General features: G+C 27.9%; 14 protein-coding genes. 12 read left to right on the plus strand and 2 right to left on the minus strand.

What is annotated here, in order from left to right:
* Positions 1–173: 173 nt before the first annotated feature.
* Positions 174–1328, plus strand: coding sequence for an aminotransferase class V-fold PLP-dependent enzyme (locus tag BUB34_RS05400; protein WP_073125050.1), 1155 nt, complete (start codon positions 174–176; stop codon positions 1326–1328).
* Positions 1329–1513: 185 nt separating this feature from the next.
* On the opposite strand, the gene BUB34_RS05405 is transcribed toward BUB34_RS05400, so the two are convergent.
* A complete protein-coding gene (locus BUB34_RS05405) occupies positions 1514–3082 on the minus strand; it encodes an oligosaccharide flippase family protein (RefSeq protein ID WP_242948830.1) in 1569 nt (522 codons plus the stop codon).
* Between the two features lie 252 nt (positions 3083–3334).
* Between BUB34_RS05405 and BUB34_RS05410 the strand changes: the two genes are divergently transcribed.
* From BUB34_RS05410 to BUB34_RS05425, 4 genes are all read left to right on the plus strand, one after another.
* Positions 3335–3625, plus strand: coding sequence for a PAS domain-containing protein (locus tag BUB34_RS05410; protein WP_207647849.1), 291 nt, complete (start codon positions 3335–3337; stop codon positions 3623–3625).
* A gap of 48 nt (positions 3626–3673) precedes the next feature.
* Entirely contained in the window at positions 3674–6421 is a 2748-nt protein-coding gene (locus BUB34_RS05415; RefSeq protein WP_073125055.1) for a bifunctional diguanylate cyclase/phosphodiesterase, read from the plus strand.
* A 625-nt stretch (positions 6422–7046) separates the two neighbouring features.
* A complete protein-coding gene (locus BUB34_RS05420) occupies positions 7047–7799 on the plus strand; it encodes a M23 family metallopeptidase (RefSeq protein WP_073125057.1) in 753 nt (250 codons plus the stop codon).
* A gap of 126 nt (positions 7800–7925) precedes the next feature.
* On the plus strand, positions 7926–8624 hold the full coding sequence (locus tag BUB34_RS05425; protein ID WP_073125059.1) for a hypothetical protein: 699 nt from the start codon (positions 7926–7928) through the stop codon (positions 8622–8624).
* A 27-nt stretch (positions 8625–8651) separates the two neighbouring features.
* Here BUB34_RS05425 and BUB34_RS05430 read toward each other — a convergent pair whose 3' ends face one another.
* Positions 8652–9770, minus strand: a complete 1119-nt coding sequence (locus BUB34_RS05430) for an MGDG synthase family glycosyltransferase (protein WP_143153322.1) — start codon at positions 9768–9770, stop codon at positions 8652–8654.
* 146 nt (positions 9771–9916) lie between these two features.
* Here BUB34_RS05430 and BUB34_RS05435 point away from each other — a divergent pair, with 146 nt between their 5' ends.
* From BUB34_RS05435 to BUB34_RS12935, 7 genes are all read left to right on the plus strand, one after another.
* The gene (locus BUB34_RS05435; protein WP_143153319.1) at positions 9917–11248 is read left to right on the plus strand and encodes a hypothetical protein; all 1332 of its coding nucleotides are present in this window, start codon (positions 9917–9919) and stop codon (positions 11246–11248) included.
* Positions 11249–11330: 82 nt separating this feature from the next.
* A complete protein-coding gene (locus BUB34_RS05440) occupies positions 11331–12365 on the plus strand; it encodes a M42 family metallopeptidase (protein ID WP_073125065.1) in 1035 nt (344 codons plus the stop codon).
* Between the two features lie 293 nt (positions 12366–12658).
* Positions 12659–12991 carry a PadR family transcriptional regulator gene (locus tag BUB34_RS05445; protein WP_073125067.1) on the plus strand — a complete coding sequence of 111 codons (333 nt, stop codon included), beginning with the start codon at positions 12659–12661 and terminating at the stop codon, positions 12989–12991.
* The gene (locus tag BUB34_RS05450) at positions 12984–13757 is read left to right on the plus strand and encodes a DUF1700 domain-containing protein (protein WP_073125069.1); all 774 of its coding nucleotides are present in this window, start codon (positions 12984–12986) and stop codon (positions 13755–13757) included. The genes BUB34_RS05445 and BUB34_RS05450 overlap by 8 nt, the downstream gene beginning before the upstream one ends.
* Entirely contained in the window at positions 13750–14799 is a 1050-nt protein-coding gene (locus BUB34_RS05455) for a DUF4097 family beta strand repeat-containing protein (RefSeq protein WP_073125071.1), read from the plus strand. The genes BUB34_RS05450 and BUB34_RS05455 overlap by 8 nt, the downstream gene beginning before the upstream one ends.
* Positions 14800–14997: 198 nt before the next feature.
* Entirely contained in the window at positions 14998–15534 is a 537-nt protein-coding gene (locus tag BUB34_RS05460; RefSeq protein WP_073125073.1) for a hypothetical protein, read from the plus strand.
* Positions 15535–15611: 77 nt separating this feature from the next.
* Positions 15612–15856 (plus strand): transposase zinc-binding domain-containing protein (locus BUB34_RS12935; RefSeq protein WP_200787861.1); only part of this gene is annotated, 245 nt, incomplete at its 3' end.

The raw sequence follows: 15856 nt of genomic DNA on the forward strand, positions 1-15856 counted from the left end.
TTTGCTAATATGTAATTGAGAGTGGTTCAAATACATATTAGCATAAATTTAAGTTTTAACTATTATATTGTGTGTCAATATAGAAAAATCGAATAATAGAAGTATATTTTATAGAAAAAATCGATTACTAAATTGGCATATACAAATAATAAGTTAACTTCAGGGGGTAAAATATGAAAAGGGTATATTGTGACAATGGCGCAACTTCTTATCCAAAGGCTCCTTTTGTGGGAGAAACAGTACTCGATTACATAAATAATATAGGGTGCAATGTTAACCGAGGTGTATACTCTACATCATTTAAGGCAGAGAACACAGTATATGAAACTAGGGAATTAATATGTGATTTATTTAACTTTAAAACTGCAGAAAATGTAGTATTTACTCAAAATATAACCACGAGTTTAAATGTAGTTTTGAAAGGTCTTTTGAGAGAAGGAGATAATGTTGTAGTATCTTCTATGGAACACAATGCCGTAATGAGGCCACTAACTTCTATGAAACAAAGGGGAGTTACAATAACTAAAGTAAACGGCAATATTTTAGGAGAAATATCTATAGAGGATATAGAAAATGCTATAAGTGAAAATACAAAAGCTATAGTAATGACACATGCTTCTAATGTATGTGGAACAGTTTTGCCTATAAGAAAAATAGGAGAACTATGTAAAAAATACAACAAAATATTTATAGTTGATAGTGCACAGACAGCTGGAGTTTTAGATATAGATATAAAAAAAGACAACATAGATATATTATGCTTTACAGGTCATAAAGGTCTTTTGGGACCACAAGGAATAGGCGGATTTTTAATAAAGGAAGAGTTGGTTGAAAGAGTAAGTCCTCTTATAGAGGGAGGAACGGGGAGTTTATCAGAGTTAGAAGTTCAACCAACGTATATGCCAGATAAGTTCGAAAGTGGGACTCCTAATGTACCTGGGATTTTTGGGCTTAACGCATCACTAAATTACTTATTAAAAACAGGCTTAGAAAGTATTTACAATAAGGAAATAGATCTAACCAGTAGGTTTATAGAAAAGATAATGAATATAGATGAAAAACTACTTATTGGTAAAAAAGATATTGTTGATAGAACCGCAGTTGTGTCATTGGATTTTAAGGACTTAGATAATGGTATAGTTTGCCACAATCTAGACAAAAATTATGGGATATCAACTAGAAGTGGTCTACATTGTGCCCCTTCAGCTCACAAGACTTTAAATACTTTTCCGAGAGGTACGGTTAGATTTAGTTTTGGACACTTTAATAGTTACGAAGATATAGATTATGTAATAGATTCAATAAATAAAATCTATAAAACAAAATAAAAAAATTTTCTATCTAAAACTTTTAAAGGATAATTTTTTTGAAATGCATATACGAAAATTATATTTATCAACAGTCTGAAAATGAATATAATTTCCTATGCATTATAAAAATAAGAAAGAGGGAATTTCCCTCTTTCATTCCTTTGGTATTTTGAAGCGGTAATTTAAAACTAGAAATATTTTTATTAGAACTGTTTGTAAATACGAATGTTATTCCAATCTATTTGTTTTATATCCTGCTTAAATCCATCTATGAACCAAGATATATCTCTTTTAGTAACACATTTAAATAGTAGTAGAAAAATAAAGTATAGTAAAGCAACAGTAATTATTTGCGATATAATAAATTGTGATATTCCTATGACTCTAAAAAGTATTTTTACTGTAAAACATGATATTATGATACTTAAAATAGGGTTTATAACCCAGTCTAGTATATCAAATTGTAGTTTAGTTACCTTTAGAAGTCTGTTTATACTTAAAGATGAGTTTAATATTGTGCTTATAAAAAGTACTAAAAAGAAACCTTCAATACCATATCTAGGTATTAGAAAACAAATCATAAATATTTTTACGGATATATCTATCAAATTGTACTTTAAAGTTTTCATCTGTTGATTAAGTGCATTTAAACTTCCGTCTACTATTCTATCCAAATACATTAGAGGTATTAAAGGAGAGAGTATTCTAACAATTGCACTTAATCTATGATTATTATATATAGAAATACTAAGTTCAGTTGAAAATACAATAAATAGCCCTGTGGCAAACATAGCAAGTATCAAGGTAAACTTAATTACTCTAGATAGAATATAGTTTAGATATTTATTTTTATTTAAAGTATTTGCCTCTGCTATTTCAGGGATTATAAGTGTAGAAAACGAGGCAAGGAATATAGATGGAAACACTAATAGTGGCAATACCATACCTTTGACCATACCAAATATAGCCAATGATGAAGAGTTAGATGAACCGAATTGTCTTAGCTTACTAGGTATAAGTATGTCTTCCACAGTTTTTAGGGACGTTTGTATGTATGCACTACATGCTATGGGCAATGAAATATTTAAAATATGTAAAAGTGTAAATGCCTTTTCTTTGCAGTATTTAACCTTATATATCCTATTTCTATCAAATATATATAGGATATATAGGTAAAAGGTTGATATTAATATGCTAATTGACATGGAAAGGCAGATTAACGAGCAAGTGTATTCTAAATCTTTTGATGAAAAAGTATTTATAGAAAATAATATTATACCAATCATTATACAGCTTTCAAGTATATCTGCACCTACGCTCTTAGTGACCTTTCTTGCACCATAAAAATAACCGTTTAGGCATGCACATATACCTGTAAATGGTAGACTACAAGATAGAATTTTAAGTGGAACAATTGCTCTAACATCTTTTAAGAAAAGTATACTAATAAACTCTGCATTGTTGTAAAGTAACACAGCAGCTGTAATACTAAATATAAGACTGTAGACAAATCCTTTTTTAACAATATTATCTACAGGATTACCTTTAGCTAGTTCTTCAGCAACAAGGCGGGTAAGAGTTACTCTTATACCTGATATTGCAAATGTAGATGTCATAATATTAATACTCATTATAAGTTGGAATAGGCCCATACCCTCAGCACCTATCTTGTTGGATAGGTAAACTCTAAAGATCATTCCAACAAAGCCTAGCATCATAGTACTCAAGGTTAAGATAACAGCGTTTAAAATTATTTTCTTTCTTTTAATCATAATAAATTCCCCTATTAGTTTATTGAATTAATCTTTATTGTGGATATCAGTATAGTCATATATATGATATAAAAAATATAAATATTATCTAAAATGTATTTGTAAATTATCATAAAAGGAATGAAATGATATATAATAAAATAAAGATGGAAAAAATTAGTCATTAAAAGAATGTTTAAGTAAAAAAATATGAAAATTTGTGGAATATTAAGTGAATATATAAAAATAATTTTGTGAATGGTTGGGAATTTTATGGATGAATGTTTAGTGAAAATGGACGGAGACTGCAAAGATGTACTAATTGGACTTATCAATATAGAATTAAATGATAATTTAACGGTGATCAAAGCTAATAGTATTTATTACAATTTAGTTGGCTATACACAGGATGAATTTAAGGATGATTTTAATAGTTCTTTGCTTAAGATTACTTATTATAAAGATAAAGATAAACTTGTTCACAAGTTATTATACAATTCTAAAGAAGAATCTTATATAAATATAGAGTTTAGAGTAGTAAAGAAGAATGGGGACTTAGCTTAGCTGTCTATAAATGGATATAGAAACCACGATAATCAAATGGTGGATTTATTGAATGCTTATATAGCAGATATAACCTATATAAAAAATGAAAATGAAAGGCTTAGAGCAATAGTTGATACGATGTCCTGTAGTGTTTCAATAGACTCGTTGACAGGTCTTTACAACAAGGATTTTACTAAGAAAAATATAGAAGAGTACTTATTAGGTGAAGGGCGAAATAAAAGACATTGTTTTATGATTACAGACATCGACGATTTTAAAGATATAAATGACAATTTAGGTCATATGGTAGGGGACTTTGTATTAGCTGAAACGGGATGTAAGGTAAAGAGCTTAATTCGACGTGATGATATTATAGGGAGAGTAGGCGGAGATGGCTTTGTTGTATTTATAAAAGACATAAAAAATAAGGATATAATATATGACAAGGCAAACGAGATTTGTAAGGCATTTAGGGAAACATGTATCAATGGTGATGATAATTATAAAATTTCCTGTAGTATAGGAATTTCAATATATCCTTCAGATGGGACTACATATGATGAACTTTTTAAAAAAGCTGATTTGGCCTTAAATAATGTAAAGTACAATGGTAAAGATTGTTTTCAAATACACAATAATTATATGGAGAGGCTTGAACAGGTTGCTAACTCAGTGGAAAATCCAAATGTTGATAAGAGGATTGTAAGTATAGTTGTCAATAATTTTTTAAAAAGTGAAAGTATAAAAGACGGAATCAATAAGGCATTAGAAATAATAGGTAACTATTATGGGGTAAGTCGTACTTATATATTTGAAAATAGTGATGATGGTAAGTACTGTAGAAATACATATGAATGGTGTGCGGATGGAATCAATCCACAAATTGATAATCTGCAAAAAATAGATGTAGTTTCAACATATACTTATGATGACTATTTTGATGAAGATGGAATACTACATTTTAGGGATATAGAAATACTTAAAAATTACTCACCTGAGTTGTATGAAATATTAAATAAACAGGGGATAAAAGCAATACTTCAGTGCAAGATAAATGAGGAATTTAAAGGATTTATAGGATTTGATGATTGCGAGAGAAAAAGATTTTGGGAGATTTCTGATATTAGATCCCTTATGATGCTCTCAAAAATAATAACAGGATACATAGTCAAGTTGAGAAAGAGTGAAAAACTTAAAAAAGAAAATTTATTGACAAGGGCGATAGTAGATAGTCAAGGTTTGTGGGCGTATGTAGTTAATCCTAAGACATATAAATTACAGTATATAAGCCCTAGAATAAAGCAGTCTCTACCAGGGGTAGAGGTGGGTATGACATGTTATGAATATATAGGTGGAAATTCAATCTTATGTAAAATATGTCCTATAGCAGAGTTGAGTGGGGATACGAAAATGTATACGCGCGATATATACGATATCAAAAGTTATACTTGGGTTAATGTAAGGGCTAGTAGATTTGAGTGGATAGAGGGAGAAGAATCTGTACTGATATGTTGTAGTGATATAACAAAATATGTTGAAACTGTGACATATACGGATATGTTGACAAGGATTTCTACTCTGAGTAGATTTCAAATAGAAGCAGAGAAGATATTGAAATTTAGGAAAAGTAATAAATATGCTTTAGTGTACTGTGATTTTGATAGATTTAAAAATATAAATGATGAACTTGGTTATGAGGTTGGCAACAGAATATTAATCGGATTTGGAAAAATTCTAGTGGATGAAGTCGGAGATAATGAGCTGGCATGTAGAGCCTCAGAGGATAAATTTATTTTGCTTTTAAAATACGAAGAAATTGAGGAAATAAAATTAAGACTAGCTTATATAGCAGAAAAAGTTGAGGATATGCGCAAAGATAAGTTTATAAGCTGTAAATTAGCAATTACAAGTGGCGTGTATGTTATTCAACCAGAGGATAAGGATTTATCTATAATTATGGATAGAGCGAATATAGCACGCAAAACTAGAAAAGGTGTTCACGAAAATACCTGTGTGATATATGACAATAGAATACATCAAAAAATAAAAAAAGAAAACAAAATCGAAAACAGAATGTTTTATGCAGTAAATAATAAAGAATTTTTAGTATATCTACAGCCTAAAGTCGATATAAAAACTAGAAAATTTGTAGGAGCAGAGGCTCTGGTGAGATGGAAACTATCTGATGGAACTATAATGCCACCTGTAGATTTTATTCCGGTACTTGAAAGAAATGGATTTATTGTAAACCTGGACTTTTATGTATATGAGGAAGTATTTTCTACTATTAGAAGATGGATAGATGAAAAAAAACAAGTTATACCTATATCAGTAAATGTATCACGTGTACATTTGAAGGATAGTAGGTTTACAGAAAGATTGTTTGGCTTGGTTAATAAGTATAAAATACCAACAAATCTAATTGAACTTGAACTTACAGAAAGTGTATTTTTAGAGGATACAGATAATCTAATGAGAGTTATGAATGAACTTAAATCCAAGGGGTTTATACTTTCAATTGATGATTTTGGTTCAGGATATTCGTCTCTAAATCTTCTAAAGGATTTACCGGTTGATACTCTTAAACTCGATAAAGAGTTTTTCAAGAACGGGGATATTGATATTAATGTAAAAATAATAGTATCCTATGTTATAAAGATGGCTAAGTCATTAGGGTTAGTTGTATTATTTGAGGGAATAGAAACAGAGAGCCAAGCTAAATTTTTAATTGACAATGATTGTGATTTAGCACAAGGTTATTTATTTGCAAAACCTATGCCTATAGATGATTTTGAAAAAAGGGTGTTTAAATAAAAAATATTAGATTAATTTTTATATAAAAAGCTTATTATACTAAGGTTATTAGTGTTTAGATAACTTTAGTTAATAAGCTTTTTTATTGCAACTATATATCACATGTTAGGTGGATAATTAAACTAAATGTTAGCAAGTAGAAGGAAAAATTAAAAAGGTGCACATATTTTATATTACTAGGCTTTAAGTATGTATTTTTTAGTGCAAATAGAATTAAAAGCATAATAATATATACTTGGTTTAGATGAGGAACTTTTGCGTAGAGATGAGAAAGATGCACTAAAGAAAATATAAAAGAAGCGATTAGAAAAAGCGAATTACATTTAGTTAGCAAAGGAAGAGTTTTATTTATATATTTTCTTATGATGAAGTTATTAGAAAAAACGTACAAGTCTCTCATTATATAAAGTAAGGCGTACAATAGTAGAAAAATAAATGATATTATCCCAGATAAATTATTCAAAAATAAAACCCCCTTTAATAAATACTCGGATAGATCTTTCTATTAATATATAGTATTTAAAATAGACCGAATTGGTGATTAAATTAGATGTTAATAATATGTAATAAATTTATATTAATTGGTTAATACTAGTAAATAGATTGAAAAGGAGCTGATAAAAATATGAAAAAAAGTATAAATTTACTTATAGGTACAGTATTAACTCTTATTTTTTCAGTAAGTATATACATAGTAGATTCATATTCTTTGGAAAAAGATAATTTAGAACTACTAATTTTAAATAATAAATACCGAAAAGAATTAAAAAGAGAGATAGAGAATATAAATAATATAAGCAAGTGTAATAGCGATGATCAGGAGTGTATAAAGTTGAGTTCATCAGAGAAAAACTTAAATTACGACACATATAAGGAACTTTTACTAAGAAATTTAGAAGAATCTGCAATAGAAGAGGCTAAACTTGAAAAAATTATTCAACAGGAAAAGCAAATTGAAATTAAAGAAAACAACTTAGAATTTATAAAGGGCCAATGGCCTGTTAAAGAGTATGAAGAGGTAAGTTCGCCTTATGGATATAGGGTACATCCAATAACAAGTAGTTTGAAATTTCACAGAGGAGTAGATATACCAGCCCCTGAGAATACAGATATATTGTCGTCTGATGATGGTATAGTTATATTTTCAGGAGTTCAAAATGGATACGGGAATGTTGTAAAAATAAAACACTTTGATGGCAAGGTAACAATTTATGCTCATAATTTTATAAATATAGTAGAAGAAGGAGACGTAGTAAGAAAAGGTGAATTGATAGCAAAAGTTGGGTCTACGGGGGATTCTACAGGAAATCATGTTCACTTTGAAATGATAGTTAATGACAAAAATATAGATCCTATTACAGGTATAGAGGATATTTAATTAATTGTTCATATAAAAATAAATAAATATTAGAAGGAATATGTAATATAATGTAGAATCTATAAATAACTGAAAATTTAAAAAATATAGAAAATTCTCTGAATTCAAAAAAGGGGGCAGATTCAGGTGAAAAAAAAATTAACAACAGATTTATTTGTCTACATCGCTACTCCTATTCTTCTATGTAATGTATTTGATGATAAATATTTAATACACGTTGCTATAATATCTATTATTATTTGTATTATATACTCTATAGTTAGCATTAGAAAAATTAGGAGAATTAATGTATCTGCATCGATTATTTTTATAATCTATTTAGTTATTAATTTACTTAAGAAAAATATTATTTCTGATTACCATAGGTATATTTATGATACTGGATCTTTAATAGTAATTGCTATATTAATTATTATTGCTAACTACTTTGGGAAAAATGTAGTTAGAGAGGTTTATCAAGATGCTTTGAAATCTGGTGGATATAGTATTTTGTGTATATATTCAGTTTTAAAAAAGAACAAGGTAGATACAGAGTTTAATAAGCTTTCCAATTTGATTTTAATGAATATGCTATTTTTAAGTTTTCTAAAGATATACTCAATAGGAGTCTATGGAGAGGCAAATTATTATAATACATCTAGTCTAGAAATGTTAGTGGAGCTGTGTTTTTTAACAGCAGAATTATATTTTTTAAATTTGATTGTCTTAAAAACCAAGTCAGACTTTAGGTCGTATGATATAAAAAAAAATAGAAGAAGGTATAAATCTGTAGATGATAAAAAGAGGATAATTAGTTTGATTGAATACAAAGAAGTTAATAAATAACAAAATTAATAAATAGCAAGGCATAATTTATGCCTTGCTATTTATTAATTCGGATATATAATTTGGGATTTCATCTGGATGTATAAAATATTTAAAATCAGATATATTGTTTTTCATAAAATTTATAAATGAGTCAAATTCACCAGAGGATATTTTGTAAAAAATATCTTTAAGGTCTTTATTGTCTCTATAAACAAACCCAAGCCCTTTGTCTATTAAAAACTTTGAGTTTTCAATTTCTTGTCCTACTTTTGGAATCTTAACTATTATCGGAGTGTTAGAGTGTATTGCCTCAAACAGCGTTGCACCACCCGGTTTTGTAAGCATTATATCGTATTCTTTTACTAGATTATACATATCTGTCACAAATCCAAGTACTTTTATATTAGAAACTGGATTTTTATTGGTTAAGTTATCATAAAGTTTATCGTTTTTACCGGTGACAATTGTGACCTCTAGTTTATCTTTGTTGTCTTTTATGAAGTCATCAATCCAATGCATAAAATCCTCATCAAAGTCAAACAGCCCTCTTCCTCCTCCCAAAAGAAGTAGCCTATACTTACCAGGGACAAAATTTTTTTCGTTGCAGTAAAAGTTTCTATTAACGGGTACTCCAGTAACCTTTACTGAATCAGGATTAATCCCTTTTTGAACAAATCTGTTTTTTATTTCTGAAGAAGGAACAAAATACATATCTGTAGTTGGATATACCCATTCAAGACTGTCAACAACATCTGTAACAACAGTTAGAGTAGATACATTTGAATTAGGATAACTCTTTCTAAAGTTATTCACACATGCAGCAGCCAGGGGAAAAGTTGATATAATCAAATCCGGTTTTATATCTAGTATGTAGTCTGTAAGCTTAGGAGTATATATCATATGTGCAATATCATATTTAGAATCAAAACATTTCTTTAAATAATAGTAATAATTATATAAGCCAGGGGTATACTTTGTGTTTTTTTCATAAAGTCTAATCATTGGTTCATTCATCTTAGGTATACTAGCATTTATAAAGTTTTGAATTACAATATTATAAGAAGGATTATACTCCGTAATGTAGTCCTTGATTGCATTGGCTACACTGACATGACCGGCGCCAAATTGAGCTGTAAGTATTAAAATAGTCTTACTTTTATTTATATCAATCAAATTATCACCTCATTTAATAAAATACCTCAATTATAATATTATACATTCACATTTATATTTAATCAATGTGAATAAATTTTAACGGTTTTAGAAGGAGATATTTGCTTAAAGTTGAAAAACTTAATAGGGGTGATAGCGTGGAAAATACAAACAAGCTGGATGAAAGGGAACTAGGAGGAGATTTTGAGTCTTTAGAAATAATAAAAGTAATTATATATTCATTAATTGGAGTAGTGGTATTTTTTGTTCCTATAAGACTAGATAGTCAGACAAAAACATTGATATATCATATGTCATATAAGCTACAACATTACGGTGGGAATTTTATAAAGATATGTACTGTAGTGTTTGTGTCTTTGGGGGGGATAAAAAATATATTTATTTCTAGAGGAGAAAAATTTAATCTTAAAAAGATGTTTATATACATTAAATTACTAAGTGTACTTATAATCATAGATGTGTTCTTTGGCTCTAATAAAGTTTTTCTCATTAGTGACAACACAACACTTATACTAAAAGATATAATATTAAATTTGACAACTCTGTTACCACTAGCTGCTATATTTATGGTTTTCTTCGATTATGGATTATTGGATATAGTAGAGTCATACTTTCACACAATTACAAAGAAGGCATTTAAATTAAGTGGAAAAACAATAGTAAATATAATGGTGTATATTTTTACAGATTGTTTTTGTGGATTTTATATGACTAATAGGCTGTATAAAAGTGGTAAAATAAGAGAAAATGAAGCTTGCATGTTAGTATTAAATTTTTCAGTATTGTCTATACCTATGATAAAGTATATTATCGATGAATTTAATATAGATACAATAGATTTTTTACCGATACTTTTAGTAATTTTTATACTATCTAACATGATTTTGTCTAGAGTTTACCCAATTAACAAGAAAAAGAAGTCATATTATATAAAAACATCATACAAGGAAACCGTACACCGAAGCGACAAACTAAAAAAAGCTATAAAGAAGTATATAAATAATAGAAAAAAAGAAAGTATAATAAAAAAAATATTTATTAACTTGGAAGAAGCTATTTACGTGATAATGAATGTATCTCCCAATATAATTATTGTATTGTTCTTGGGAGATATTATAATAAATAACATAGGAATTATAGAAAATATCAAGTATGTTTTTTATCCTATTATCAATTTATTAAAACTGCCTTATTCAAATAAGTTAGGTGAGTTTATGGTAGTAAATTTTTATAATGCTATAATAGCTATAGATTTAATAAAAGGAAATGAAGATTATTTTATAAGGATACTAATAGGTTTAGTGGCTTCATTAAAACTTTCACCATTATCTAGTTTAATGGTATACTGTAAAAGCCTAGATTTCTCTATAAGTTTAAAAGAAAATGTTATAAGTTATTTGCTCAAAACGATGACTGTAATACTGATATATTCTATGATATATTACTTTTATAAGGGTTACATAATTTAAAAATTAGTATTATAATTAGTAGTAGAAATATTGTTAAATAAGTAATAATATTTGCTATAAAATAAAAATAGGGGGTAACTAAATGGAAAATACATGCATGATAAAAAAGTATTTAAATGAAGTTTTAAGTATACCAAGTCCAACAGGATATACTAAAGAGATTTTAGAGTATTTAAAAAAAGAAATAGGAAGTATGAATGTAGATTATAAAGTTGGAAACAAGGGTATGTTAATAGCTACAATAGAGGGAGAAGATAACAATAAGGCTACAACATTATCTGCTCATATAGATACCCTAGGAGCTATAGTCAAAGAAGTTAAGGGAAATGGTAGACTAAGTGTATCACAATTAGGTGGATACATGATGAATACAGTAGAGGGAGAAAACTGCCTAATACATACTAGAGAAGGTAAAAAATACGAGGGAACTTTGCAAACAATAAAACCTTCTGTTCATATACATGCAAATGATGCTAGAGAATTGCCAAGAGAATGTAAAAATTATGAAATAGTAATAGATGAAGAGGTATTTACTAAAGATGATGTTCAAAAACTAGGGATAGAGGTTGGAGATATAGTATCTTTTGATACAAGAACAAGAATAACAGAGTCTAACTTTGTAAAATCTAGATACTTAGATGATAAAGCTTCTGTATCAGCTCTTTTAACAGTTATGAGAAACATAAAAGAAAACAATATAAAACTTAAAAATACAGTTAATTTCTATTTTAGCAATTATGAAGAGGTAGGTCATGGTTCATCATCATTTATACCTAATAATACAACTGAGTTTATAGCTGTAGATATGGGATGTCCAGGGGATGGCCAAAATTCTACTGAGTACGATGTATGTATTTGCGCCAAAGACTCTAACGGTCCATACGACTATGAGCTTACTAATACTTTAATAGAAGTTTGCAAGAAAAATAGTATAGGTTATAAAGTTGATATATATCCAAGTTATGGATCAGATGCAGCGGCGGCTTTAAAAGCAGGCATGGATGCTAAGTTTGCACTAATAGGACCGGGAGTATTTGCATCACACGGATATGAGAGAACACATATAAAGTCAATAGACCAAACAATAAAATTAATAATAAATCACATTCAAAAATAATTTAATTATCAATATATAATGAAAAACCTTTTCTAAATTAACTTTTAGAGAAGGTTTTTTATAATGCATAGGAAATTATATATTTATTTCAAAGAATTATCATTTAAAGTTTTAGATAGAAGTTTTTATATTTGTATATAATTTCATTGATTTTATTATCTGATTGAATACTTTAATTTAATATTATTTTTAACTATTGTGTAAAGCATAGTACTGTGTTATTATGAAAATATAATATGAAACACAGTACTGTTTAAAACACAGTATTGATTTTTTTAGAAAGGAGGGGTTTCATGAATACACAGTTTAGAAAAGGAGCTTTAGAAATTTGTGTATTAGCTCTTATATCAAAAAAAGATATGTACGGTTATGAAATAGTAAAAAATATATCCACGGTAATCGATGTAAATGAAGGGACAATATATCCAATCTTAAGAAGACTTACAAAGGAATCTTATTTTGAAACATATATACTAGAGTCTACAGAGGGACCGGCTAGAAAATATTATAGAATAACTACTTTAGGAAGAGAAAATTTAAGTAAGTTAATGAATGAATGGAAAAATTTTGTGAGTGCTGTAGACACTTTAATTAATATAAATGAGGGAGGTTTTGAACTTGAATAGGGTAGAGTTTTTGGAAATATTAAAAGATTATTTAAAGAAAGATTTCCATGAAGATGAAGTAAATGATATATTAAGGGACTATGAGGAGTATTTTGTAAATGGAACTATAGAGGGGAAAAACGATATGGAGATAATAGGTTCTTTAGGTTCTCCTAAATCTATAGCCCACGAGATGGTAGCTCAGATAAAGGATAATGATGAATCTGAGCTTTCTAAAAAAGATATTTTATTTGACAAGATTGAAGATATAAAAATTAAGATGAAAAAAGGATTTAATAAGCTAAAAAATTATATAAGTAGAAAATTAACTCCAGATCTAGATGAAAATGGGAACAGTTTGTCTAGAAAAGCTATAAAAATAGTATTGGTTATTTTATCTTTATTTCTTATTATGCCAGCATCTATGTTTATATTTTTTATGCTATCTTATTTAATGACTTTAATAGGTTCAATAGCAACTTATATATTTGCATTACCGTTTATTGTCAAATTCACTCAAATTATACCTAAAATAGGTGTTTTTAGTATATTTGCATCTATGGCATTTATAGGGTTCCAGATAATACTATGGCAAATATTTATATTAATAGCTAGACTGGGAAAACAAGTATTTAAAAACTATATACATTGGCTAAAAACAAGAGGTATATATATAAATGCAATTAAGAAAAGAGAAACATTAAAAAAGGATGACTTAGAATATTCAGACGGCTTAGAATATTCACAGAAAGTAGACTTAACGAAGGGGGATGGCTTAGATGAATAAAAGAGTTTCTATATTTGCTATTGCTTTAATAGTAGTTGGGATCATAGGATCTGTGTGGACTGGACTTGATGCTGTACCAGCAGTTATAAATTTTGCTCTTGAAAAGGAAGAAGAGTCAAATAGAGAACATCGTATATATGAAAAAAATGTTGAAGTTAATAATATCTCTGCATATACCCAATTTACTAATATACAAATAAAAAAGCATGATGAAAAAACGGTTAAGGTTACAAGAAGGGGAAATGATCCAGCTGTAAATTATACTATCAAAGAAAATGGTAATACCTTAGAGATAAAGGAATCAATTAACAATTCATATAAGAATTATAAGGTTAAGAATTTTGAGGATTTATTTAATAAGGGAATGGATGAAATGTTTTCAAGATATGATAAAGATATAATTGTTTATGTTCCAAATGATGTTGATATAAATTCAGTAACTGAGGGTGGAAATTTATTTATAAAAGATGATGTATTTTTAAATAATATATCGTTTAAAACTAGATATGGCAGTTTCATAAGCGGAGTAAATCCAAAAGAAAAGTTTATTCTGGATAAATTAGAAATAGTTTCGTCTGAAGGGATAAGCCTTAAACCTACTGAATTGTTGGGTATAAAAAATATAAAAATAGATGCTTTATCAGTAAATATACATTCTGACAATGAGGATATACTTGTAAATAATGCCGAAAGATTTATAGCAGATAACATGGATATAACACAGTATAAAGGTGAAGTGGCTAATGGCTCCTCAATAAACATTGAATCAAACATTCCTATAGCAAAAAATTTAAATATAGATTCAATTGGTTCGGATGTTGAATTAAAATTACCTATAAAGGATTATAAATTCAATTTTAATATGAATTCAAATGAAATAATTGATTTAAGTCATTTATTTGAAAACAGCGTATTATCAAGGGATGGCAAATTTAAAGACAACAATTTAAAACAAATAAATGGAGTACTAAATGAGAAACTTTTAAACTTGGAAAATCAATATAATGTAAATATCAATGCTAAGGCAATAAATATTCATTAAACAACTGTAAACCACTGTAAATAACTATAAAGAGTTATAAATATATATAAGTAAATATAAGTAACTGTAAGTATATAATAACTTAATATAATTTAGATTGCTGTTAAAATTATTTATAAATTAATCTTAAATACTAAAAAAAATAATTATACTATGATATAATAAGTATCAAGATAACTTGAAAGCAGAGGGATACTTATGAATAAATTAGCAGTGAGTCTAATTACAGTCGTTACTACATTGTTAAGTACAGCATGTATGAATAGTGCATATAATACTACTGAAAATGAAACAATAGATACAAATAATTCTGCTATGGTAAAAAAAGTAAAAGCCTCAAATTTTGACGTGAAAAATTATAATGACGAAACAGTTAAGATTCCAGTTGAATTGGTATTTAAGGACGAAAAAAAAGAAGTATATGTAGATATCAAAAAGGGAAGTACTATTGACGAAAAAGTAGATATTATACTAAAAGAGCTATCTGAGCAGTGTTTCAACGGATTACCTATATTAGCTGTAGTTAATGAAAGTGGGATAGCGAGAATTGAACTAGTTGAGCTAGATAATTCGAAAAAAAGTAGGGTTTCTTGGGCAACGGACTACTTAAATGATTATGCAAAAGAATATACAATAAACAATATAGTTAAAAATATTTTAAGAGAAGATTACAAGGGTGATTTTGTAAAAGAAGTACAGTTGTATTATAATGAGCAGTTAGTAACAGCGGATTAAAAAATTAGGTGCATTTATGCAGCCTAATTTTTTTAATTACAAGGAAATTATATTGTATTCAAACCTGTGGAAAACTTGTGTATAATAGTGATATGAATAATTGTAGAAAATATGAAAGTAACAAAATTATAAATGTAATTTTAAAAAACCACTTTGAGGAGTTCAAAATATCAAAACTACCCAGAGTCAGAAAAGAAATGCGTGAGCATATAACGAATACAGTTCAAAAAGCCTTAAATTGTGGAAATATACAGTATGGGTATATAAAACATAAATGCTTAGAATGCCATGAGGAATATATACATGGATTTTCATGTAAGAG

Source organism: Asaccharospora irregularis DSM 2635 (assembly GCF_900129815.1).
In the GTDB taxonomy this organism is placed as follows: domain Bacteria; phylum Bacillota; class Clostridia; order Peptostreptococcales; family Peptostreptococcaceae; genus Asaccharospora; species Asaccharospora irregularis.